This window comes from Falsiroseomonas sp. (assembly GCF_051860665.1).
In the GTDB taxonomy this organism is placed as follows: Bacteria; Pseudomonadota; Alphaproteobacteria; order Acetobacterales; family Acetobacteraceae; genus Falsiroseomonas.
Window position 1 is genome coordinate 14,977 of the sequence record NZ_JBHYDM010000045.1, and the last position, 20,389, is coordinate 35,365.

The window sequence follows — 20,389 nt, forward strand, 5'->3', positions numbered from 1 at the left end:
CCGGCGCTACTCCGCCTTGATGTTGTTGGCGCGGATCACGGCGCTCCATTTCTCCAGCTCGCTCCGCATGAAGGCGCCGAATTCCTCGCGGCTATTGCCGCCCGGCATGGCGCCCTGGCCATCCAGCTGGCGGCGCACCTCCGGGTCGTTCAGCGCACCGGCCAAAGCACGGTGCAGCGCGGCCAGGATCGGCTCCGGCGTGCGGGCCGGCGCGACGAAGCCGTGCCAGTTGCTGGCATCCACCGCCGGCAGGCCCACTTCGCGCATGGTCGGCACATCCGGGATCCAGGACAGGCGCTCCGCCGTGCCCACCGCCAGCGCCCGCATGGTGCCGCCGCGGATATGGCCGAGCAGCACCGGCAGATCCGCAAATCCCATCTGCACCTCCCCGGTCAGGATCGCGGTCGAAAGCGCGCTGCCCGAGCGGTAGGAGATATGGACGATGTCCAGCCCCGCCGCCGCGCGCAGCTGTTCCGCCGCCAGATGCGGCATGCTGCCCGATCCGGTGGAGCCAAAGTTCAGGCTGCCGGGCCGCGCCCGGGCGGCGGTGATCAGCTCCTGGATGGTCTGGAAGCCGGTCGAGACCGGCACCACCAGCGGCTCCGGCACCAGCACGCCGAGGGTGAGCGGCGCCAGGTCGGTCAGCGGGTTGTAGGGCGTGCCGCGATCGAGGCCCGGCGAGATGGCCAGCGCGCCGGCGCTGCCGATGCCGAAGACATAGCCATCCGGCGCGGCGCGGGCGACGACATCCACGCCCGTCACGCCGCCGGCGCCGGCGCGGTTGTCCACCACCACCGGCTGCCCGAAGGTCGCCGAGAGTTTCGGCACCAGGATGCGGGCCACGATGTCGGAGGGGCCGCCGGCGCCGAAGGGCACCACCAGGCGGATCGGCCGGTCCGGCCAGGCAGGCTGCGCCACGGCCGGCAATACGGTCAGGGCGCCGAGCAGCGCGCCGAGGGCGAGGCGTCGGATCATGTGTTTCCTCCTTCGTTGAATGGCAGGCGGTAGAAGCGCGTGGCGCTGCGCCAGAACAGGTTGGCCTTCTCGGCCGCGCTCGCGCCCTGGGCCAGGCGCTTGAAGGCGTTCCAGCCGGCGGCATAGCCGTAGCCGCCCTTGTCGACCGGGAAGTTGCTCTCGAACATGCAGCGCCCGGTGCCGAAGATCTGGATGCAGGTTTCGATCCAGGGGCGCCAGGCCTCGGCGAGCTGGGCCGAGGAGGGCGCGGTCTGCCCTGCCTCGAAGCCGAAGCCCGGCAGCCGCATGCCGAGCCCGCCGAGCTTCACCATCACATTCGGGCAGGTGGCGAGGTCCCGCATATGCCGCGACCATTCGCCAAAGACCTCGTCCCGCCTGCCGGCGTAGCGGCCAATTCCCAGAATGCCGCCGCAGTGGTCGAGGACGATGGGCGTCTCGGGAAAGGCCCTGGCCAGGGCCGTCAGGCGCGGGATCTGGTGAAAATACAGCCAGGAATCGAAGCTCAGGCCGAGCGGCGCGAGTTGCGCGAAGCCGGCACGGAATTCGGCCGAATCCAGCATGTCCTCGGCCGGCTGATAGGCCGGGTTCAGCATGGCCGGGTCGGGGTCCCAGGTGGCGATGTGGCGGATGCCGCGGAAACGGTCGCAGCCGGCGCGGAGATGCGCCTCCAGCACCGGCCGCACCGCCTCCCCCAGCCGCAGGTCGGCGAAGCCCACGATGCCGGCGCAGACCCGGACATCGCCATAGCCGCCGCTGGCACACATGGCCGCGATGCCATTGGCGAATTCCGTCTCGCCCACCGGCTGCATCGCAACCGGGCCCGCCGCCCTGTGCATGGCGCGGGCCTGGACGAAGACGGTGGCGCGCACGTCATGGCCGCTGCGGAGGTCGGCCAGCATCTCGTCCAGCAGGTAGCGCCAGCCGGGCCGGTCCCAGAGGTGATGGTGCGGATCGACGATCAGCTGGCCCGGGTCGAGGATCTCCTCCTGGTTGGTCGCCAGCCAGTCCTCGCGGACGCCGATGTAGTGCGTGCTCATGCGGCGTCGCCCAGTTCCGGCGCGCGTGCGTCCGGCAGGCCGATCTCGAAGGCGTTCAGGGTCAGCGCGACCATGGAATAGTAGCCGAGCAGCGCCACCAGCTCGACCAGGCCGCGCTCGCCCAGCACCGCGGTCGCCTGGTCGTGCAGCGCCTGGGGCAGCCGCGCCGTGCCGATCAGGGTGCGGGCCACGTCATGGACCGCACGCTCCCGGTCATCGGCCAGCCTGGGCTCCCGCCGCGCGGCGATCGCCTCGACCACCGCCGGGTCCATGCCGGCCTTCAGCCCCTCCCGCTTATGCACCGTCCATTCGTAGTGGGAGGTCCAGTGGCGGGCGCAGACCAGGATGGCCAGCTCGCTCAGCCTGGGCTCCAGCGTGGTCTGGTAGCGCAGCAGCTCGCCCAGCTTCTGGGCGCGGCGGGCGAGCTCCGGGTTGCGGATCCAGGCGATCATCGGCGCCGGCACCCGGCCGCGGATGCCGGAGGCCGCCTCGGCGCAGGCCTCCTGCTGCTCCGGCGTGGGGTCGGCGGGCAGGGTCAGTCGGGCCATCAGGTCTCTCCCAGGATACGGATCGGCGTCGGGTCGCCGCCGAGGGAGGCGGTCACCGCCAGCGCCTCCCGCAGCACCAGCGTGGCACACAGCTGCTCGGCCGCGGCATCGAAGCGATAGAGCGGCATGGTCAGGCCGATCGAGCCGGCGAGCAGGCCGCCCGCGCCCAGCACCGGCGCGGCGATGGCGGCCACATCCTGCAGCCGCTCCCCGCGGCTGATGATCGGCAGGCGCGGCCGCGCCGCGGGCTCCGGCTCCAGCGCCAGCAGGGCGCGGCCATGTGCGCCGATGCCGAGCGGCTGCGCCTCCCCCACCCGGGCAAAATCGCGCACCGGATGCGGGCTTTCCAGGCGGAACAGGCAGCGCCGGCGGTCGCCGTCGCGCACGAAGAAGGTCGCACTCTCCCCGCTCTCGGCGCGCAGCCGCTCCAGCGCCGGCGGCACATGGTCATCAAGCCGCAAGGTGCGCCGAAACCTTTCGCCCAGCAGCAGCAGCGTGGCGCCCAGCAGGTAGCCGCCCGTGGGCAGCCGCTTGACGAAGCCATGGCTTTCCAGCGTGCCGAGCAGCCGCAGCGCCGTGGTCAGGTGCAGCCCGCTGCGCCGGGCGAGATCGGCCAGCGGCAGTGGCCCCTCCTCCTCCCGGAAGGCGTCGAGCAGCGCCAGCGCGCGATCTACGGCGCGCACATTGCCCTCCGCGGCATCGGGGGCGCTCGCCTCCATGGGCAGGTTCCGGGGCTTCCTCACGCCCCGATCCTAGCGGGCGCATCCGCAGGATGGAAGCCTGTTGCACCTGGTGGATAAGATCGCTATCGCCAGATCCCCCATCGGAGGCCCGCCCATGTCCATCCGCTTCGCCGACAAGATCGTCCTCGTCACCGGCGCCGGCTCCGTCGGCAGCGGCTGGGGCAATGGCCGCGCCATCGCCGTGGGTTTCGCGAAGGAGGGCGCGACCGTGATCGGCGTCGACCGCGACCTGGCCGCGATGACGGAGACGGCGGAGCGCGTGGCGGAGGTGCAGGGCCGCTTCCACCCCCTCGAATGCGATGTCACGGACAGCGCCGCCATCCAGAAGCTCGTCGCCGGGATCGTCGCGGCGCACGGCCGCATCGACATCCTGGTGAACAATGTCGGCGGCTCCGCCGCCGGCGGCCCGGTGGAGATGGCGGAGGAGGTCTGGGACGCGCAGATCGACCACAACCTGAAAAGCGTCTTCCTGACCTGCAAGCATGTGATCCCGGTGATGGAGGCGGCCGGCGGCGGCGCCATCGTCAATCTGGCCTCCACCAGCGGCATCCGCTGGACCGGCGCGGCGCAGGTCGCCTATGCGGCGTCCAAGGCCGGCGTCATCCAGTTCTCCCGCGTCGTCGCCATCCAGTACGCCGCGCGCGGCATCCGGGCGAGTACCGTGGTGCCGGGGCAGATGCACACGCCGATGGTGGAGGTGCGCCTGGCCGGCCAGCGCGCCGGCGGCGATGTGGATGCGCTGATCAAGCAGCGGCTCGCGCGCATTCCGCTGGGCTTCGCCGGCGATGGCCGGGACACGGCGAATGCCGTGCTGTTTCTCGCCTCGGAGGAAGCACGCTTCATCACCGGGACGGAGCTGGTGGTGGATGGCGGCATGTCCGTCCGCTGCGGCTGAAAGGCCGTTTGAGAATGGCGGCCGCTGAGGACCCGCAGGTGATTTTTCCTTCCTGCCAGGCGCCGGATGCAGCCGATGCCAGGTTGCATCGGCAAATCCGGCGTCGCGCATCAGCGCGCCCAAGGCGCGACGCAGGGGCGGAAAAGCGCCGCGGGACCGACCGGCCGCTGTTCTCAAACGGCCTCTGAGGAGGCCTAACCGGCCTGGATGCGCGCAAGCGGCAGCCAGGCCTGCCAGAGCAGCCCCTCCGGCGGCCAGTCGGCGGCCATCCGCCCGCCCAATTGCCGCACCACCGTCGCCTCGATGAGGGAGGAGCCGAAGCCGCGCCGCATCGGCGCATCGCCGCGCGGCGGGCCGCCGGTCTCGGCCCAGCACAGGTGCAGCAGGCGGCCGCCGGCGCCCTCCTCGACCTTCCAGCTGATCTCCAGCCGCCCGGTCGGACTGGCCAGCGCGCCATGCTTGGCGGCATTGGTCGCCAGCTCGTGGCAGGTCATCGCCACCGCCTGCACCGCCGCCGGGGAAAGTGCGAGCGGCGGCCCGTCGCAGCGGGCGGCCGGGCCGGAGGCGCCGAGGAAGGGCGCCAGCTCCCCCTCCAGCACCTCGCGCAGCTCAGCCCCCTTCCAATGGCCCAGCGCCAGCAGCGTATGCGCCCGCGCCAGCGCCATGACCCGCCCCTCGATCGCCTTGGCGAAGGCCGCCGGGTCGCCGCGCGGGGTCAGCCGCAGGGCGGCCTGCACCACCGCCAGGGCGTTCTTGGCGCGGTGGTCCACCTCCCGCGACAGCAGCTTCTGGCGCTCCTCCGCCTCCCGCCGCGCCGTCACATCCTGCGTCGTGCCGATCAGGCGCCAGGCCTCGCCCGTTTCCGGGTCGCGCTCCGCCGCCTGGCCGTGGCTTTCCACCCAGCGCCACTGCCCATCCGGCCGCAGGAAGCGGTATTCGATCCGGTAGCGGTCGGCATCGCCGCGGCGCACCTCCTCCACCGCCTGCACCAGCCGGTCGCGGTCCTCCGGGTGCAGGCGGTCGCGCCAGGAGGGATAGGCGCCGAACTGCGCCTCCGAGCCGAAGCCGAAGATCTCCAGCATGCGGGGCGTGCGCACCGCATGGCCATGGCGCAGGTCCACCTCCCAGGCGCCGAGCTCCGCCGCCTCCAGCGCCAGGCGCAGGCGTTGCTCGCTGTCACGCAGCGCCTGCTCGGCCTGCTTCAGCGCGGTGACATCGACATGCGCGCCGATCATCCGCAGCACCCGCCCATCGCCGTCGCGCTCGATCTCCGCGCGGGCCGAGACCCAGCGCGGGCCGGCGGGCGTCAGCACCCGGTAGTCCTGGGCATAGTCCGTCTGCGTCGCGCCCGGCGCCATCACCGATTCGAAATAGGCCGCGGCGCGCAGCCGGTCCTCCGGATGCACCAGGGCGATCCAGCTTTCATAGCTGCCCGTGGTCTCGGTGGCAGTGGCGCCGTGCAGGTTCATGTATTCGGCGGAGCGGCGGCTTTCGCCGCTGCGGAAGTCGATCATGAAGCCGCCGACGCGGCCGATGCGCTGCACCCGGCGCAGCTCCTGCTCCCCCTCCCGCAGCGCCTGCTCCGCCGCGGCCACGGCGCGGCGCAGGCGTTCGAACTCGGCGACCCGGGCCGGCGGCACCGCGGGCTGCGCCGGATCGGTCCGCCCCTCGGCCACCACCTCCGCCCGCGCCACCAGCGCCTCCACCGGGCGCAGCAGGCGCCGGGTCAGCGATGCCGCCAGCGCCAGGCCCAGCGCCAGCGCCAGCGCCGTCCCGCCGGCCAGCCAGAGCAGGGCGCTGCGCCGCGCCGCGGTGAAGGCCACCTCCGGCTCATTCACCCAGACCCGCCAGCCCGGCGCGCCGGCGACCACATGGAAGGCGGTGCGGAGGCTGGACCCATCCAGCAGGCTGCGGCCAAGCAGGATGCCGCGCGGCCCCTCCTCGCGCTCCTGCCGCGGCGGGCGCAGCTGGCCGACCAGGCGCTCGGCCTGCCGCGAATGGCCGATGATGACGCCCTGCCCATCCGTCAGGGCGGAGGCGCCGGGGCCGCCCGTGCCCCGGCTGGCCAGCAGCAGGGAAAGGCGGGCGGGCAGCAGCGGCATGCCGGCCACCCGCCAGACCGCCCCCTCGCGCAGGATCGGCACCAGCACGAAGGCCGCCGCCTCGCCCGGCAATCCGCCGCGGGCCAGGTCGGTCACCACCGGGCGCCCGCTGAAGAAGACCTGCTCCACCCAGCGGCCACCATCGGGCAGGGGCCCGGCGCGGGGATGGGTATCGAGGACCTTCCCGCCGCCGTGCTCGAAGATCACGACCCAGCCGCCGAAGGCCGCACCGGTCTTGCGGGCCAGCGCCGCGAAGGCCTCGGCATCCTCCGCCGGCGAGGCCGCGAGCACGGTCAGGGCGGCCACATGGCCCGCAATATGGCTGTCGATCGCCGCGGCCAGGGCCTCCGCGGTGTCCAGCAGCCGGACCTCGTTGGCCTCCGCGCGGCCCCGCAAGGCATCCCAGGCCGCCACCGCCCCGAAGGCCAGCGCCGGCAGCAGGACCGCCAGCACCAGCGCCACCAGGTGGAAGCGCAGGCCGAACAGCCGGTCGCCGGGGTGCGGCGCCGGGCTGCGCAGGGGCTGTCGGACCATCTTCGGCATCCTGCCGAGGGACCGATCATCATTCATCACGGGATGCTATCAAAGTCCCGGTGCCGGAGGCGACTGCAACCGCGCCGTGCGGCGGGTCTTTCCGCCGGCGCGGTGGGCGCTCAGCCCGCCGCGAAGCGGCCGCGCGGATCGAAGCTGGGGGCCAGCAGCCCCGGCAGGGCCAGCGCATCCTCGGCCAGGCAGATGTCCTGCGCGGCATTGCCGAGCGACTTGAAGACGGTGATCTCCGCCGCCGCCTGCCGCCCACGCAACCCGCCCGCCAGCGCCGCGCCGATCTCCCCCAGCACGCGCGACCGCGGCAGGGCGCCGCCGGCCAGCGGCTGCACCAGGTCGCCGGCGCGGGCCAGGCAGGCCTCCAGGCTGTCGCACCAGAACAGGCCGCGCCGGGCCAGGTCGTCATCCGCCTCCCGCGCCTCCGGCCGGAAGGCGCCGCCGAGATTCACATGCACCCCCGGGCGCAGCGCCGCCCCGGGGAAGACCGGCCGGTCGGCGCTGGTCACGGTGGTAACGATATCGGCCTCCGCCACCCGGGCCGGGTCCGTCGCGGCCTCCGCCGGCAGCCCCTCCGCCCGCAGCGCGGCGGCCAGGTCCTCGGCCCGGCTCGGCGTGCGGCCGATGATGAGGGTCTCGATCCCCGGGCGGACATGCGCGATGAGCCGCGCGCAGGGGCCGGCGAGGCGCCCGGCGCCGAAGACCACATGCCGCCGGGCCTCCGGCCGCGCCAGCAGCTCCGTCGCCGCCGCGATGCCGCCGGCGGTGCGCCAATCGGTCAGGAAATCCGCCGAGAGCAGGCCGAGCGGCGCCAGGCTCTCGCTGTCGAAAAGCAGGACCATCGCGGTGCTGGCAGGGCCGCGCGTGGCGATCAGCTTCAGGCCGAAGACCCGGCCCGGCAGGTAGCCGGGCATGGCGAAGACGATGCCGGCGCCATCCGGGCGCCGGATCTCGGAGCGCACCGGCACCAGCATCTCGCCGCGCGACAGGGCGATGAAGGCGCGGCGGCTGCTCTCCACCGCCATGGCCGGGGTCAGCACGCGCCGCAGCTCGGTCTCCGAGAGCAGCTTCATCGCGGGGCCTTTGAACTGGATCCAGGAATCCACTAGAGAGGGCAGCCCGCGGCCGGTCAAGCCGCGCCGCGCCGGAGAGGCAGGAGAGCCCGCCGAATGCCCAGCGAATCCGCCCAGAAGCTGTGCCTGGCCCATCTGCGCGGCGAGATCCTCTCGGGCCGGCTCGCCCCCGGCGAGCGCATCCGGCCGGAGGCGGTGGCCACGCAGCTCGGCCTCAGCCGCATGCCGGTGCGGGAGGCGCTGCACCAGCTGGATGCCGAGGGGCTGGTGACGCTGCGGCCGAACCGCGGCGCCATCGTCACCCTGCTGCGGCGCCAGGACATGGCGGAGATCTTCGAGATGCGGGCGCTGCTCGAAGGCCTCTGCGCCCGCCATGCCGCCCGCTGCGCCAGGCCCGCGGATCTGGAGGAGCTGGATGCGGAGGCGCAGGCGCTGCGCCGCGTGGCGCATGACCCCAGCCGCTGGACCGACCGGCACGAAGCCTTCCACGACCGCCTCTGCCGCCTGGGCGAGCGGCCGCGCGCGGCGGCGGAGGCGCGCCGCCTGCGCCTGCTGCTGCGCCCGCTGCTGCTGGGCTATGCCGCGACGGAGCGGGACCCCGAGACGCTGGGCCATGAGCATGAGGTGATCGTGGATGCGCTGCGCGATGGCGACGGGCGGCGGGCGGAGCGGCTGCTGGTGGCGCATGTGAATGCCAATGCGCGCGCCGTGCTGGGCATCGCCCTGGCCACGGCGCGGGAGGGCTGAAACGGGCTTGTGACGCCCGCCGCGTGCCCCAAGATGGACGCCTGTCCATCGAGGGAGGAAGCCATGCGTCGCCGTGACCTGCTTGCCCTGACCGGGGGCCTGCTGGCCGCCCCCGCCCTGCTGAAGGCCCGCCCGGCGGCGGCCACGACCCCCGCCGTGCCGCCCGGCTATCGCGTCACCTGGTTCGAGGCGGCCCGGCCCGGCGCGACGGAGCGCGTGGGATCGCGCGATATCACCGCCGCCGGCGATGGCACCTATTGGTTCTGCGGCCAGCGCAACGGCACGCTGAACCGGCTGAACCCGCGCGACGGGTCGATCCATGACGTGGCGCTGGGCCCGGGCGCGCGGCCGCATGGCGTCATCACCGGCCCGGATGGCGCCGCCTGGGTGACGGAGGGCGGGCAGAATGCGATCGCCCGCGTCGACCCGAAGGATCACCGCGTGCAGGTCTGGAAGCTGCCGGACCGCTTCGCCAATGGCAATCTGAACACCGCCGTCTTCGACCCGCAGGGCAGGCTGTGGTTCACCGGCCAGAACGGCATCTATGGCCGCTTCGACCCGGCCAGCGAGCGGATGGAGGTCTGGGAGGCGCCGCGCGGCCGCGGCCCCTATGGCATCACCCGCACGCCGCAGGGGACCATCTGGTACGTCTCGCTCGCCGGCAACCACCTGGCGCAGATCGAGGACCTGGAGACCGGCCGGGTGCGGATCGTGGAACCGCCGACGCCGAACCAGGGCGCCCGCCGGGTCTGGACGGACACCCAGGGCCGGCTCTGGATCAGCGAATGGAACAGCGGCCAGGTCTCGATGCACGATCCGCGCGACGGCACCTGGAAGGCCTGGCGCCTGCCGGGCGAGCGGCCGCGGGCCTATTCGGTCTGGGTCGATCCCTCGGACAAGGTCTGGCTGACCGATTTCCCGGCCAATGCGATCGTCCGTTTCGATCCCGCCAGTGAGAGCTTCCTCTCCTTCCCCTCCAACCGCCCCGGCGCGAATGTCCGGCAGATGGACGGCGTGGCGGGCGAGGCCTGGGGCGGGGAAAGCGGCACCGACCGCATCGTGCGGATCGAATACGGGCTGTGATCCGCGTCCTGGTCCTGGCGCTGGCGCTGCCGGGGGTGGCGCTGGCGCAGGATGGGCGCGCCATCTTCGAAAGCCACTGCGCCAGCTGTCACGCGGTGGAGCGGGGCGCGCCGGAACAGGCCGGGCCGAACCTCGCGGGGGTGATGGGAAGGCGCATCGGCGGCGACCCGGCCTTCGGCTATTCGCCGGCGCTGGAACAGGCCGGCGGCGCCTGGGACCGGGACCGGCTGCTGCGCTTCCTGGCGGATCCGGAGGCGGTCTTTCCCGGCACCTGGATGGGCGCCAATGGCCTGGCGCGGCCGGCGGAGCGGGAGGCGGTGGCGAACTACCTTCAATCCGTCAGGTAGCGCGCCGTCAGATGCGCGGTGAAGTCCGACGGATCCAGCGGCTTTCCCGTCGCGGCCCGCAGCAGGTCCTGGAAGCCGAGGCGGGCGCCCTCGCCATGCACATGGCGGCCCAGCCAGGCCATCATCGGCGCCATCTCGCCGCAGGCGAGCTGCGCATCCACCTCCGGCTCCGCCCGGCGCAGCGCGGCCATCAGCTGGGCCGCGGCCATGGCGCCCAGCGTGTAGCTGGGGAAATAGCCGAAGGCGCCGTCATGCCAGTGGATATCCTGCAGGCAGCCCAGCGCGTCATTCGGCGGGGTGATGCCCAGGGCCTTGGCGAGGCCGGCATTCCAGGCCTCCGGCAGCTCCGCCACCTCCAGCCGCCCCTCGATCAGCGCGCGTTCCAGCCGGAAGCGCAGGATGACATGGGCGGGATAGGTCATCTCATCCGCATCGACGCGGATGAACCCCCGCTCCACCCGGCGCCACAGCTTTGCGAGATTCGCGGCGGCATAGGGCTCGGCCGCGCCGCCAAAGGCGCCGTGCAGTCGCGTGCCCAGAAACTGCAAGAAGGCGTCGGAGCGGCAGGCCTGCATCTCGACGATCAGGGATTGCGATTCATGCGCCGCCATCCCCGCGGCCTCCCCCACCGGCTGACGTGCAAAAGCCTCGGGCAGGCCACGCTCGTACATGGCATGGCCGGTCTCGTGCAGCACGCCGAGCAGCGCCTTGGCGACATTGGCCTCGTCATAGAAGGTGGTGATGCGGACATCGGTCGGCGTGCCGCCGCAGAAGGGGTGCAGGCTCTCATCCAGCCGGGCGTGGTCGAAATCGAGGCCCACCACCTGCGCCATGGCGCGGCAGAGGTCGCGCTGGGCGGCGACCGGAAAGGGGCCGGGCAGCGGCAGGGCCGGGCCGCGGCGGGCCTGGATCGCCTCCGCCTTCGGCAGCGCCTCCGCCAGCCAGGATTCATACGCGGAAAAGACGGGGTCCACGTCATCGGCGGTGACGCCGCGCTGGTAGCCATCCATCAGCGCGTCATAGGGCGCCATGCGCAGCGCCTCGCCCAGCCCCTGCGCCACTTCGCGTTGCAGGCGGACGACCTCCGCCAGATGGGGGCGGACCATGCCGAAATCGGCGCTGGCCTTGGCGTTGCGCCAAACCTTCTCGCAGGCGGAATTGGCGCGCTCCACCGCCTCCACCAGCGCCGTCGGCAGGGCGGTGGCGCGCAGATGGGCGTGGCGCATCAGCTCCAGATTCGCCTGTTCCCAGGGGCCCGGCGCGGTGGCCTCGCCGAGGTCGAGCGAGACTTCGGGCGAGACCAGCAGTTCGTGCCGCAGGCCGGCCAGCGCCGCCAGCTGCTCGCCCCGCGCCGCGCCGCCGCCCGGCGGCATCATGGCGCTGGCATCCCAATGCAGCATGCCGGCGGCCTCACCCAGGGCACCGATGCGGGCGAAGCGGGCGGTCAGGCGGTCATAGGCGCTCATGCGGGCTCCTTCAGCCGGCGCCGGGCCCAGACGGCGAAGACGCCGAGCAGGGACAGCGCCAGCCCATACCAGGTGATGGCATAGCCGAGATGGCTGTTGGTCGGGCGCGGCAGGGTCCGGGCCGGGTCCGGCAGGCCCCCGGGCGGCCCCAGCACCACCAGCCCATAGGGCGCGACACGGTCGAGGCCGAGCGCGGCGCCGATCGCCGCCGGCACGAAGCTGTAGAAGCGGCGCCCGGCCGGGTCATCCGTCGCGGCAAACAGGCCGAGCGTCTCGCCGGGACGCACATAGCCCTCCAGCGTCACCAGCCCCTCGGGGCGGGCGATGGGGCCGCGGCCCTCCAGCGGGATCCAGCCGCGATCGACCAGGATCGGCGGCGCGCCGTCCCGCAGCAGCGGCACCAGCAGATGGCTGCCGAGCACCGGCCCGCGCACCTCCAGCCCCAGCAGCCCCTCCCGCCCGTGATCTAGGCGGCCGGTGACGGAGACCTTGCTCCAGGGTCGCGGCGGATCGGCCAGCGGCTGGGCCGGGGCGGCCTCGGCGGCGGCGATCTCGGCCAGCAGCGCCGTCTTCCAGTGCAGCCGCTGCAGCTGCCAGGTGCCGAGCGCGAGGAGGATGGCCAGCACCGGCAGCATCACCAGGGCCGGCAGCAGCAGCCGCCGCATCACGCGCTGCCGCGCTGGCGCCAGGTCAGCGCGATCAGCGCCGCCTTGGCGAAGCGCATGGTCAGGATCGACGCCGGGATCAGCAGGGCAGGCCAGAGCAGCGCATGCACCCAGAGCGGCGGCTCCAGCCGGAATTCCACCAGGAAGGCGCCGATCATGGTCAGCGCGCCGAGCACGAATATGCCGAGCACCGCCGGCCCATCGCCCGAATCCTGGGCCGAAAGATCCAGCCCGCAGGCCGCGCAGCGCGGCACGACGGACAGCAGCCCGGCGAAGAGCCGCCCCTGGCCGCAGCGCGGGCAGCGGCCAAGGCCCGCGACCCGCCAAAACGACACGGCCCCGCCCGCCGGGGCGGACGGGGCCGTTTCATGCGGCATGATCGCCGCGATCAGTGCGGCATGATCTCGCCGGCGCCCCACCAGTAGACGCAGATGAAGAGGAACAGCCACACCACGTCCACGAAGTGCCAGTACCAGGCCGCCGCCTCGAAGCCGAAATGCTTCTGCGGCGTGAAGCCGCCGCGCAGCGCGCGGATCAGGCAGACCGCCAGGAAGATGGTGCCGACGATGACGTGGAAGCCGTGGAAGCCGGTGGCGAGGAAGAAGGTGGAGGGATAGACGCCGCCGGTGAAGTGGAAGGGCGCCTCCATGTATTCCACCACCTGGAAGAAGGTGAAGAACATGCCGAGGAAGACGGTCAGCGCCAGGCCGGTGATCAGGCCCTTGCGGTCATTCTCCAGCAGCGCGTGATGCGCCCAGGTCACCGTGCAGCCGGACAGCAGCAGGATCATGGTGTTCAGCAGCGGCAGGCCGAAGGGATCGAAGGTCAGCGTGCCGGCCGGCGGCCAGGCCGCGGTGGCCGCGGCGCTGCCGGAGACATGGTCCGGGAAGAGGGCGAAGTGGAAGAAGGCCCAGAAGAAGGCGACGAAGAACATCACCTCGGAGGCGATGAACAGGATCATGCCGTAGCGCAGGCCGAGCCGGACCACCGGCGAATGCAGGCCGGCGGTGTTGCTCTCCTTCAGGATGTCGCGCCACCAGAAGAACATGGTCGCCAGCACGCCGGCCAGGCCGATGCCGAGCATCCACCAGCTGTTGTAATGCGCGATCATGACGATGCCGAGCACCAGGGCCCCGCCCGCGAAGGCGCCGGTCAGCGGCCAGGGGGACGGGTCCACCAGGTGGTAGGGGTGCTTGTAGGTCGGGTGGCCGGATTCGCTTGCCATGGGTCGTCCTGGTATCCGTCTGGTCTCCGCACACCCTGGCGGCTGCGCGGCATTGATATCTCAAGGCCCGCGGCGTTGTCAGCCGCCGCGGGATTCGGGTCTCAAGGCGTCGCCGCGGGCCTCCGTCCGACATGGGGGCCGGCACTGGCCAGCGCCCCGGCACGATCGGCATCGTTCAGGCTGCGGAAGAAGGTGTAGCTCACCGTGATGGTGCGGATGTCGCGCGTATTCGGGTCCTGCGCGATGGCCGGATCCACCCAGAAGGCCAGCGGCATATCCACCTGCTGGCCGGGCTGGAGGGTCTGTTCCTCGAAGCAGAAGCAGGCGGTCTTGTGGAAGTACTTGCCCACCACCTCGGGCGTCACGTTGTAGGTCGAGATGCCGGTGGAGGGGCGTTCACCGGTCGAGACGGCGTTGTAGAAGGCGACCCCTTCCTCCCCCACCCGCAGGCGCAGGCTCGGCACCGCCGGCTCGAACCGCCAGGGCAGGTTGGGCTGGGTATTGGCGTTGAAGCGGATGGTCAGCACCTGCTCCCCGGCGCCGGGCGCCGGGGCGCCGCCTATCATCGGCGTGCCGTTGAAGCCGGTGACGCGGCAGAACAGGTCATAGAGCGGCACGGCGGCGAAGCTGACGCCCACCATGCCGGCCACGCCGGTGAAGGCGGCGATGGCGGTGCGACGGTTGCGCCGCGCCAGCGCGGCCTGGCGGTCCTGGGGGGATGGCGGGGCTTGCGTCATCTCAGCCCCGCATCAGCCGCGCGGTCGCGATGAAGTAGAACAGCACCACCAGCGCCAGCAGCACGCCGAGCAGCGCCCAGTTGCGGCCGCGGCGGCGCTTCTCGAAGGCCGCGCGTTCCTCGGGCGTCATCACCAGGGGCTCGGCCGGGCTCATCCGAGCACCAGGCGGTCGAGGGCCAGCGCCCCGAAGAGGATGAACAGATAGGTCAGGGAGAAGGCGAAGGTGCGCCGCGCCGCCAGGTCGTTCACCAGGCTGCGCCCGGTCTCGTCCTGCTTCTCCCGCCAGGTGCGGATCGCATGGTACAGGAAGCCGCCGCCCAGCACGGCCGCCACCGCCGCATAGGCCGGGCCGGCGAAGCCGACCAGCCAGGGGGCGAGGCCGGCCAGCGCCAGCACCACGGTATAGATCAGGATCTGCTTGCGGGTCTCCCGCGCGCCTTCCACCACCGGCAGCATCGGCACGCCGGCGCGAGCATAGTCCCCATGCGCCCAGAGCGACAGCGCCCAGAAATGCGGCGGCGTCCAGGCGAAGACGATGGTGAACAGCAGCCAGGGCACCAGCGTGACATCACCCGTCACAGCGGCCCAGCCGATGATCGGCGGAAAGGCGCCGGCGGCGCCGCCGATGACGATGTTCTGGCTGGTCCGGCGCTTCAGCCAGGCCGTGTAGACCACGACATAGAAGAGGATGGAGAAGGCAAGCCAGCCGGCCGCGACCCAATTGGTCGCCAGCCCCATGATGGCGACGGAGGCCACCGCCAGCACCACGCCGAAGCCGAGCGCCGCATTCGGCGCGATGCGCCCGGCCGGGATCGGCCGGCGCTGGGTGCGGCGCATCACCGCGTCGATATCGCGGTCGTACCACATGTTGAGCGCACCGGCGGCGCCGGCGCCGATGGTGATGCAGAGCACCGCCGTCAGCCCCAGCACCGGGTGGATATGACCCGGCGCCACCAGCAGGCCGATCAGCCCGGTGAAGACGACGAGGGTGAGCACGCGCGGCTTGAGCAGCGCGATCCAGTCGCGAACCTCGGACAGATCGCTGCCGGCGGCGGAGACCTCGCCGGCAACCGGAAGTGTGGTGCTGCTCATCAAGCCTTACCGGATCCGCGGAAGTTCGTCGAAGGAGTGGAAGGGCGGCGGGGAGCTGACCTGCCACTCCAGCGTCGTCGCACCCTCACCCCAGGGATTCGCCGCCGCCTTGGCGCCGCGCGTGAAGGTCACGAACAGCACGTAGAAGAACATCAGGAAGGCGGCGACGGAGATGTAGGAGCCGACCGAGGCGACCAGGTTCCAGCCCGAAAAGGCATCCGGATAGTCCGGATAGCGGCGCGGCATGCCCTGGTTGCCCAGGAAGTGCATCGGGAAGAAGGTCAGGTTCACGCCGACGAAGGTGAGCCAGAAGTGGATCTTGCCCAGCGTCTCCGGATACTGGCGGCCGGACATCTTGCCGAGCCAGTAGTAGATTCCGCAGTAGATGCCGAAGACCGCGCCCAGGCTCAGCACGTAGTGGAAGTGCGCCACCACGTAGTAGGTGTTGTGCAGGATCTGCGTCAGGCCGGCATTGGCCAGCACCACGCCCGTCACGCCGCCCATGGTGAAGAGGAAGATGAAGCCGATGGCAAAGAGCATCGGCGTGTCGAACTTCATCGAGCCGCCCCACATGGTGGCGATCCAGGAGAAGATCTTGATGCCGGTCGGCACGGCGATGACCATCGTCGCCGCCATGAAGTAGGCGCGCGTGTCGACGTCGATGCCCGACTGGAACATGTGGTGCGCCCAGACGATGAAGCCCACCACGCCGATCGCGACCATGGCATAGGCCATGCCGAGATAGCCGAAGATCGGCTTGCGCGAGAAGGTGGACACCACGTGGGAGACGATGCCGAAGGCCGGCAGGATCATGATGTAGACTTCGGGGTGGCCGAAGAACCAGAACAGGTGCTGGAACAGCACCGGGTCGCCACCGCCCGCCGGGTCGAAGAAGGCCGTGCCGAAGTTGCGGTCGGTGATCAGCATGGTGATGGCGCCCGCCAGCACCGGCACCGCCAGCAGCAGCAGGAAGGCGGTGACCAGCATGGACCAGACGAAGAGCGGCATCTTGTGCAGCGTCATGCCCGGCGCGCGCATGTTGAAGATGGTGGTGATGAAGTTCGCCGCGCCGAGAATGGACGATGCACCGGCCAGGTGCAGGCCGAACAGCGCGAGATCCATCGCCGGGCCGGTCTGGTAGGTGTCATCCGACAACGGCGGATAGATCGTCCAGCCCGCGCCCGCGCCGCCGCCGATGAACAGCGAGGAGGCGAGCAGCAGGAAGGCCGGCACCAGCAGCCAGAAGCTGATGTTGTTCATGCGCGGGAAGGCCATGTCCGGCGCGCCGATCATCAGCGGCACGAACCAGTTGCCGAAGCCGCCGATCAGCGCCGGCATGATGACGAAGAACACCATGATCAGGCCATGGGCCGAGACATAGGCGTTCCACATCTGGCCATCGGCGAAGATCTGCATGCCCGGCTGCTGCAGCTCGATGCGCATCAGCAGCGACAGGCCGATGCCGACAATCGCGGCGATCAGCGAGAAGCCGATATAGAGCGTGCCGATATCCTTGTGATTGGTGGAGAAGAACCACCGGTTCACGAAGCTCGGCTTGTGATCGTGATGATCGTGGTCGTCGTGGGCGTGTGCCGCGGTCGCCATCGGGGTGTATCCGCTTCTGCTGTTGGCTTCGGGGCCGCCTTACCGGCGGACCTCGGCGACGTTGATCGGGGTGACGGAAGCGGGCGCCTCCGTCGCGGCGGCCAGCGCCGCGGGCGGGCCCGGCGGCAGGCCCTGCGCGAAGCGCGTCCGCGCCTGGGCGACCCAGGCCTCGAATTCCGCCTGCGGCACGGCGCGGACCACGATCGGCATGAACCAGTGGTTCACGCCGCAGATCTGGTTGCACTGGCCGTAGAAGGTGCCCGGCCGGTCGGCGCGCATCCAGGTCTCCAGGGTGCGGCCCGGGATCGAATAGCGCTGCACGCCGAGGGAAGGGATGAAGAAGGAATGGATCACGTCCTGCCCGGTGCTGAGGACGCGGACATTGGCGCCGACCGGGATGACCAGGGGGTTGTCGACCTCGAGGTTGCGCATCTGGCCGGCGGCCAGGTCCTCGGTCTGCACCGGGTAGCTGTCGAAGGTGAAGTTGCCGTTCTCGGGATAGCCATAGTGCCAGTACCACTGGCGGCCCTGCACATTGATCGTCAGGTCCGCATCCACCGTGCGATCCTGGTAGTAGATCAGGCGGAAGGAGGGGATGGCGATGACCACCAGGATCAGCACCGGCACCACCGTCCAGGCGATCTCCAGCACCGTGTTGTGGCTGGTGCGGGACGGGGTCGGATTGGCCTCCGCCCGGAAGCGCCAGACCACATAGGCCAGCAGCAGCGCGACGAAAATCGTGATCGCCACGATGATCCAGAAGACCAGGGTGTTGAAGGACGAGATCGCGTCCTTGATCGGCCCGCCGGACTGCTGCAGCCCCATGCCCCATGGCACCGGCGCGCCGACCATGGCCTCCTGCGCCAAGGCGACACCCGGCGCGCCCAGCGCCGCGATCACCGCGGCGGCCAGCGCCAGACCCACCAGGCCGGAGATCCGGCCCGTCATTCCCCGAAACGCACCGATCACGTGCCGCATCCTGTCATCCCGTCAGCGCACCGCGTCGCGCGCCGAAACTGCCGCCGAACCCGGGGGCGGCCCGCCCGCCCCAGGCCCCAAGCGCGCCTCTTCCACCGCCGCCGCGGCAGGTCGCGCTGCGGGCGGACCATAGTGGCGCCCCCCGCACCGCACAAGTGAGGAGGCCCCCGCCTTCCGCAACACGCAGCGACCTGCGCATTGGGAAGATTAATGAAATCCGCCGGACCCACCGGTGCGGCGGCCCAGCCTAGCCCCCGATTCGTCAAGGCTGCTTTAAGCGCGGCCCCGCCTAAGCGCCCCCGCGCGGCTTACGCCGCGACAAACCCCGCGCGGCTTACGCCGCGACAAACCCCGCGCGGCTTACGCCGCGACAAACCCCGCGCGGCTCAAGCCGCGACTGCCAGCACGCCCTCCGGCTGGTTGCGCACGCGCACCAGGGTGAAGAGCCCGCCGGGCTTGCAGGGCTCCATGGCCTCCACCTGCACCACCGAAGGGTCCAGCAGGTCGCGCAGCGCGAAATCCGGGTGCCAGCCCAGCAGGCGGGACAGCGGCGCCATGGCGCGCTCCACCCACCAGCGCGGCCCGTCCTCGGCGGCGAAGTGATTCACGAAAAGCAGATGGCCGCCCGGCCGCACCACGCGCGACATCTCGGCAAACAGCCGCTTGGCATCCGGCACCACGCTGGCGGTGAACATCGCGACCGCGATGTCGAAGGCGCCATCGGCGAAGGCCATGTGCTCGGCATCCATCTCCGCCAGGCCCACCACCTGCCCGAGTCGCTCGGCCCGCACCCGCTCGGCCGCCTTCTCCAGCATCTCCCGCGACAGGTCCACGCCGACCACCCGCTTGTCGCCGCGGTAGCGCGGCAGCGCGAGGCCGGTGCCCACGCCCACCTCCAGCACCCGCGTGCCGGGCAGGCGGTTCACCTCCTCCACCGCGCGGCGGCGGCCGAAGGCGGAGACGCCGCCGAAGACGGCGTCATAGACCCCGGCCCAGCGCCGGTAGGCGTCGCGCACCCCGGCTGCGTCGAGGGCCGTGCGCGGATGATCACGATCGGGAGTGTCGGTTCGGATGGTCATGCCGGGCCAATTGCAGGAATAGGCATGGGGCTAGTCCTTTCGGGACGGTTTAGGCAAGCCTGTTGATGACACGTGAACGCAACATGGCTGTGTCCGGCCAGTCGCACCGCATCACGTCCTGGCCAGGACCCCCTCGCCTCACCGCGGCCGCCGTTCCGGCAGCGCCACCAGGATCCCGCCCGCGGCGATGATGCCCGCCCCCAGCGCGGTCCAGCCATCCGGCCAGTCGCCGAAGACCAGCACCCCGGCCAGCCCGGCCCAGAGCAGCTGGGTATAGGACATGGGCGCGAGGACGGAGGCCGGCGCCCGGGCGAAGGCCAGCACCAGCAGGCAATGCCCGGCCCCGCCGAGCAGCCCGAGGGCGGCAAACAGCGGCCAGTCGGCGGCCGCCGGCGTCTCCCAGACGAAGGGCTGCGCCAGGCCGGTGACCACCGCCGCCGCGATGGAGGTATGTACGAAGGTGGTATGCGGCTCATCCACCGCCGCCAGCTTGCGGGTCAGCAGCTGGTAGACGGTATTGGCCACCGCGGTGACCAGCGGCAGCAGCATGGCCCAGTGCAGCGCCTCCCCGGTCAGGAAGGGCGGGCGCAGCGCCACCAGCACGCCTGCGAATCCGATGGCGCAGCCCAGCCAGCGTCGCGGCGAGACTTTCTCGCCCAACCAGACCGCCGCGAGCGCCACGGTCAGCACCGGGGCGGCGAAGGCCACGGCGGTGGCATCGGCCAGCGGGATATGGATCAGCGCCACGGAGAGCGCGGCATTGGCGGTGGCCAGGCACAGGCTGCGCAAGGTCTGCAGCCCCGGCGCGCGGCTTCGAAACGGCACCTTGCTGGTCAGCAGCTTCAGCGCCGCCATCACCAGCAGGGTGTGGAAGACGAAGCGCACGAACATCAGCTGCGGCACCGCGTGGCTCGCCACCAGCACCTTCAGCAGCGCATCCATGGTGACGAACAGGGCGAGCGCCACGAGCTGCAGCAGCACGCCCTGGAGGGATCGTGACATGGGCGCTGGTATGCCAGCCCCCTGCCTTGCCTCCAACCGCTATCCCGGCGCAGCCGACCCGCGCCGGAAGGACCTCTTGCGCTGACAGGCTGCGTAAAACGGAGAAAGGCCCTCTCCCCCTTCTTATCGGGGAGAGGGCTTTTTCGGCAGCGTGCTAGGGCCTCAGGCCGCGTCCTCGCGCCGGTCGCGCGCCTTCACATAGGCCACGGCGGCATGCTGCGTGCAGTAGGGCTTGCCCGGCGTCGCCTCGGCCGAGCAGAAGCGGAAGTCCGGCGTGCCGGGCTCGCCGATCGGCCAGCAGCAGCTGCGGGCGGAGCCGAGGCGCGGGAAGGCCCGCACCACGGAAGGCTGCGGCGCCGGCAGCGGGGCGGGCGCCGGGGCCGGCGCGGCGGCCAGGGTCGGCGCGATGCTGGGCGCGAGCGTCGTGCGCGGCGCCAGGCCCTGCGG

Annotated in this window: 22 protein-coding genes; 4 read left to right on the forward strand and 18 right to left on the reverse strand. The window is 71.6% G+C overall.

Annotated features, from left to right (window positions below; translation table 11 throughout):
- Positions 1-6: 6 nt before the first annotated feature.
- Genes ACTIF1_RS24940 through ACTIF1_RS24955 form a run of 4 tightly spaced genes read right to left on the reverse strand, consistent with a single transcriptional unit; the run spans position 7 to position 3,303 of the window.
- Positions 7-975 (reverse strand): Bug family tripartite tricarboxylate transporter substrate binding protein, encoded by a 969-nt coding sequence (locus ACTIF1_RS24940; protein ID WP_439599167.1) that lies wholly within the window; start codon positions 973-975, stop codon positions 7-9.
- The gene (locus tag ACTIF1_RS24945; protein WP_439599168.1) at positions 972-2,012 is read right to left on the reverse strand and encodes an amidohydrolase family protein; all 1,041 of its coding nucleotides are present in this window, start codon (positions 2,010-2,012) and stop codon (positions 972-974) included. Before ACTIF1_RS24945 ends, ACTIF1_RS24940 begins: the two co-directional genes overlap by 4 nt.
- Entirely contained in the window at positions 2,009-2,560 is a 552-nt protein-coding gene (locus ACTIF1_RS24950) for a carboxymuconolactone decarboxylase family protein (RefSeq protein ID WP_439599169.1), read from the reverse strand. The genes ACTIF1_RS24945 and ACTIF1_RS24950 overlap by 4 nt, the downstream gene beginning before the upstream one ends.
- On the reverse strand, positions 2,560-3,303 hold the full coding sequence (locus ACTIF1_RS24955) for an IclR family transcriptional regulator (protein WP_439599170.1): 744 nt from the start codon (positions 3,301-3,303) through the stop codon (positions 2,560-2,562). Before ACTIF1_RS24955 ends, ACTIF1_RS24950 begins: the two co-directional genes overlap by 1 nt.
- A gap of 94 nt (positions 3,304-3,397) precedes the next feature.
- Between ACTIF1_RS24955 and ACTIF1_RS24960 the strand changes: the two genes are divergently transcribed.
- The gene (locus ACTIF1_RS24960) at positions 3,398-4,198 is read left to right on the forward strand and encodes an SDR family NAD(P)-dependent oxidoreductase (RefSeq protein ID WP_439599171.1); all 801 of its coding nucleotides are present in this window, start codon (positions 3,398-3,400) and stop codon (positions 4,196-4,198) included.
- Positions 4,199-4,392: 194 nt separating this feature from the next.
- Here ACTIF1_RS24960 and ACTIF1_RS24965 read toward each other — a convergent pair whose 3' ends face one another.
- Positions 4,393-6,834, reverse strand: a complete 2,442-nt coding sequence (locus tag ACTIF1_RS24965) for a sensor histidine kinase (RefSeq protein ID WP_439599172.1) — start codon at positions 6,832-6,834, stop codon at positions 4,393-4,395.
- Positions 6,835-6,953: 119 nt separating this feature from the next.
- On the reverse strand, positions 6,954-7,916 hold the full coding sequence (locus tag ACTIF1_RS24970; protein ID WP_439599173.1) for an ornithine cyclodeaminase family protein: 963 nt from the start codon (positions 7,914-7,916) through the stop codon (positions 6,954-6,956).
- A 96-nt stretch (positions 7,917-8,012) separates the two neighbouring features.
- Here ACTIF1_RS24970 and ACTIF1_RS24975 point away from each other — a divergent pair, with 96 nt between their 5' ends.
- The 3 genes from ACTIF1_RS24975 to ACTIF1_RS24985 all read left to right on the forward strand — a co-directional run bounded on the left by ACTIF1_RS24975 (position 8,013) and on the right by ACTIF1_RS24985 (position 10,093).
- Entirely contained in the window at positions 8,013-8,663 is a 651-nt protein-coding gene (locus ACTIF1_RS24975) for a GntR family transcriptional regulator (RefSeq protein WP_439599174.1), read from the forward strand.
- A gap of 63 nt (positions 8,664-8,726) precedes the next feature.
- Positions 8,727-9,746 (forward strand): Vgb family protein, encoded by a 1,020-nt coding sequence (locus tag ACTIF1_RS24980; protein WP_439599175.1) that lies wholly within the window; start codon positions 8,727-8,729, stop codon positions 9,744-9,746.
- Positions 9,743-10,093, forward strand: a complete 351-nt coding sequence (locus tag ACTIF1_RS24985; protein WP_439599176.1) for a c-type cytochrome — start codon at positions 9,743-9,745, stop codon at positions 10,091-10,093. Before ACTIF1_RS24980 ends, ACTIF1_RS24985 begins: the two co-directional genes overlap by 4 nt.
- On the opposite strand, the gene ACTIF1_RS24990 is transcribed toward ACTIF1_RS24985, so the two are convergent.
- The 12 genes from ACTIF1_RS24990 to ACTIF1_RS25045 form a co-directional block, all read right to left on the reverse strand.
- Positions 10,078-11,559 carry a carboxypeptidase M32 gene (locus ACTIF1_RS24990; protein WP_439599177.1) on the reverse strand — a complete coding sequence of 494 codons (1,482 nt, stop codon included), beginning with the start codon at positions 11,557-11,559 and terminating at the stop codon, positions 10,078-10,080. The two genes, ACTIF1_RS24985 and ACTIF1_RS24990, sit on opposite strands and share 16 nt — an antisense overlap.
- Positions 11,556-12,224 carry an SURF1 family protein gene (locus ACTIF1_RS24995; RefSeq protein WP_439599178.1) on the reverse strand — a complete coding sequence of 223 codons (669 nt, stop codon included), beginning with the start codon at positions 12,222-12,224 and terminating at the stop codon, positions 11,556-11,558. Before ACTIF1_RS24995 ends, ACTIF1_RS24990 begins: the two co-directional genes overlap by 4 nt.
- The gene (locus tag ACTIF1_RS25000; protein WP_439599179.1) at positions 12,224-12,559 is read right to left on the reverse strand and encodes a DUF983 domain-containing protein; all 336 of its coding nucleotides are present in this window, start codon (positions 12,557-12,559) and stop codon (positions 12,224-12,226) included. Before ACTIF1_RS25000 ends, ACTIF1_RS24995 begins: the two co-directional genes overlap by 1 nt.
- 53 nt (positions 12,560-12,612) lie before the next feature.
- A complete protein-coding gene (locus tag ACTIF1_RS25005) occupies positions 12,613-13,449 on the reverse strand; it encodes a cytochrome c oxidase subunit 3 (RefSeq protein ID WP_439599180.1) in 837 nt (278 codons plus the stop codon).
- Between the two features lie 101 nt (positions 13,450-13,550).
- On the reverse strand, positions 13,551-14,186 hold the full coding sequence (locus ACTIF1_RS25010) for a cytochrome c oxidase assembly protein (RefSeq protein ID WP_439599181.1): 636 nt from the start codon (positions 14,184-14,186) through the stop codon (positions 13,551-13,553).
- Between the two features lies 1 nt (position 14,187).
- On the reverse strand, positions 14,188-14,340 hold the full coding sequence (locus ACTIF1_RS25015; protein ID WP_439599182.1) for a hypothetical protein: 153 nt from the start codon (positions 14,338-14,340) through the stop codon (positions 14,188-14,190).
- Complete coding sequence (locus ACTIF1_RS25020; RefSeq protein ID WP_439599183.1) at positions 14,337-15,278, reverse strand: heme o synthase; 942 nt, start codon at positions 15,276-15,278, stop codon at positions 14,337-14,339. Before ACTIF1_RS25020 ends, ACTIF1_RS25015 begins: the two co-directional genes overlap by 4 nt.
- Positions 15,279-15,284: 6 nt before the next feature.
- Positions 15,285-16,883, reverse strand: coding sequence for a cytochrome c oxidase subunit I (ctaD, locus tag ACTIF1_RS25025; RefSeq protein ID WP_439599184.1), 1,599 nt, complete (start codon positions 16,881-16,883; stop codon positions 15,285-15,287).
- A 39-nt stretch (positions 16,884-16,922) separates the two neighbouring features.
- Positions 16,923-17,831, reverse strand: a complete 909-nt coding sequence (gene coxB / locus ACTIF1_RS25030) for a cytochrome c oxidase subunit II (protein WP_439599185.1) — start codon at positions 17,829-17,831, stop codon at positions 16,923-16,925.
- 416 nt (positions 17,832-18,247) lie between these two features.
- Positions 18,248-18,940 (reverse strand): class I SAM-dependent methyltransferase, encoded by a 693-nt coding sequence (locus tag ACTIF1_RS25035; RefSeq protein ID WP_439599186.1) that lies wholly within the window; start codon positions 18,938-18,940, stop codon positions 18,248-18,250.
- Positions 18,941-19,078: 138 nt separating this feature from the next.
- A complete protein-coding gene (locus ACTIF1_RS25040) occupies positions 19,079-19,942 on the reverse strand; it encodes a DMT family transporter (protein WP_439599187.1) in 864 nt (287 codons plus the stop codon).
- A gap of 162 nt (positions 19,943-20,104) precedes the next feature.
- Positions 20,105-20,389 (reverse strand): GcrA family cell cycle regulator (locus ACTIF1_RS25045; protein ID WP_439599188.1); only part of this gene is annotated, 285 nt, incomplete at its 5' end.

Bases quoted from the DNA above. Each gene is read 5' to 3' on its own strand.
- ACTIF1_RS24940 (WP_439599167.1), bottom strand. From the start codon at position 975: ATGATCCGACGCCTCGCCCTCGGCGCGCTGCTCGGCGCCCTGACCGTA.
- ACTIF1_RS24945 (WP_439599168.1), bottom strand. From the start codon at position 2,012: ATGAGCACGCACTACATCGGCGTCCGCGAGGACTGGCTGGCGACCAAC.
- ACTIF1_RS24950 (WP_439599169.1), bottom strand. From the start codon at position 2,560: ATGGCCCGACTGACCCTGCCCGCCGACCCCACGCCGGAGCAGCAGGAG.
- ACTIF1_RS24960 (WP_439599171.1), top strand. From the start codon at position 3,398: ATGTCCATCCGCTTCGCCGACAAGATCGTCCTCGTCACCGGCGCCGGC.
- ACTIF1_RS24965 (WP_439599172.1), bottom strand. From the start codon at position 6,834: ATGGTCCGACAGCCCCTGCGCAGCCCGGCGCCGCACCCCGGCGACCGG.
- ACTIF1_RS24970 (WP_439599173.1), bottom strand. From the start codon at position 7,916: ATGAAGCTGCTCTCGGAGACCGAGCTGCGGCGCGTGCTGACCCCGGCC.
- ACTIF1_RS24975 (WP_439599174.1), top strand. From the start codon at position 8,013: ATGCCCAGCGAATCCGCCCAGAAGCTGTGCCTGGCCCATCTGCGCGGC.
- ACTIF1_RS24980 (WP_439599175.1), top strand. From the start codon at position 8,727: ATGCGTCGCCGTGACCTGCTTGCCCTGACCGGGGGCCTGCTGGCCGCC.
- ACTIF1_RS24990 (WP_439599177.1), bottom strand. From the start codon at position 11,559: ATGAGCGCCTATGACCGCCTGACCGCCCGCTTCGCCCGCATCGGTGCC.
- ACTIF1_RS24995 (WP_439599178.1), bottom strand. From the start codon at position 12,224: ATGCGGCGGCTGCTGCTGCCGGCCCTGGTGATGCTGCCGGTGCTGGCC.
- ACTIF1_RS25005 (WP_439599180.1), bottom strand. From the start codon at position 13,449: ATGGCAAGCGAATCCGGCCACCCGACCTACAAGCACCCCTACCACCTG.
- ACTIF1_RS25010 (WP_439599181.1), bottom strand. From the start codon at position 14,186: ATGACGCAAGCCCCGCCATCCCCCCAGGACCGCCAGGCCGCGCTGGCG.
- ACTIF1_RS25015 (WP_439599182.1), bottom strand. From the start codon at position 14,340: ATGAGCCCGGCCGAGCCCCTGGTGATGACGCCCGAGGAACGCGCGGCC.
- ACTIF1_RS25020 (WP_439599183.1), bottom strand. From the start codon at position 15,278: ATGAGCAGCACCACACTTCCGGTTGCCGGCGAGGTCTCCGCCGCCGGC.
- ctaD (WP_439599184.1), bottom strand. From the start codon at position 16,883: ATGGCGACCGCGGCACACGCCCACGACGACCACGATCATCACGATCAC.
- coxB (WP_439599185.1), bottom strand. From the start codon at position 17,831: ATGACGGGCCGGATCTCCGGCCTGGTGGGTCTGGCGCTGGCCGCCGCG.
- ACTIF1_RS25035 (WP_439599186.1), bottom strand. From the start codon at position 18,940: ATGACCATCCGAACCGACACTCCCGATCGTGATCATCCGCGCACGGCC.
- ACTIF1_RS25040 (WP_439599187.1), bottom strand. From the start codon at position 19,942: ATGTCACGATCCCTCCAGGGCGTGCTGCTGCAGCTCGTGGCGCTCGCC.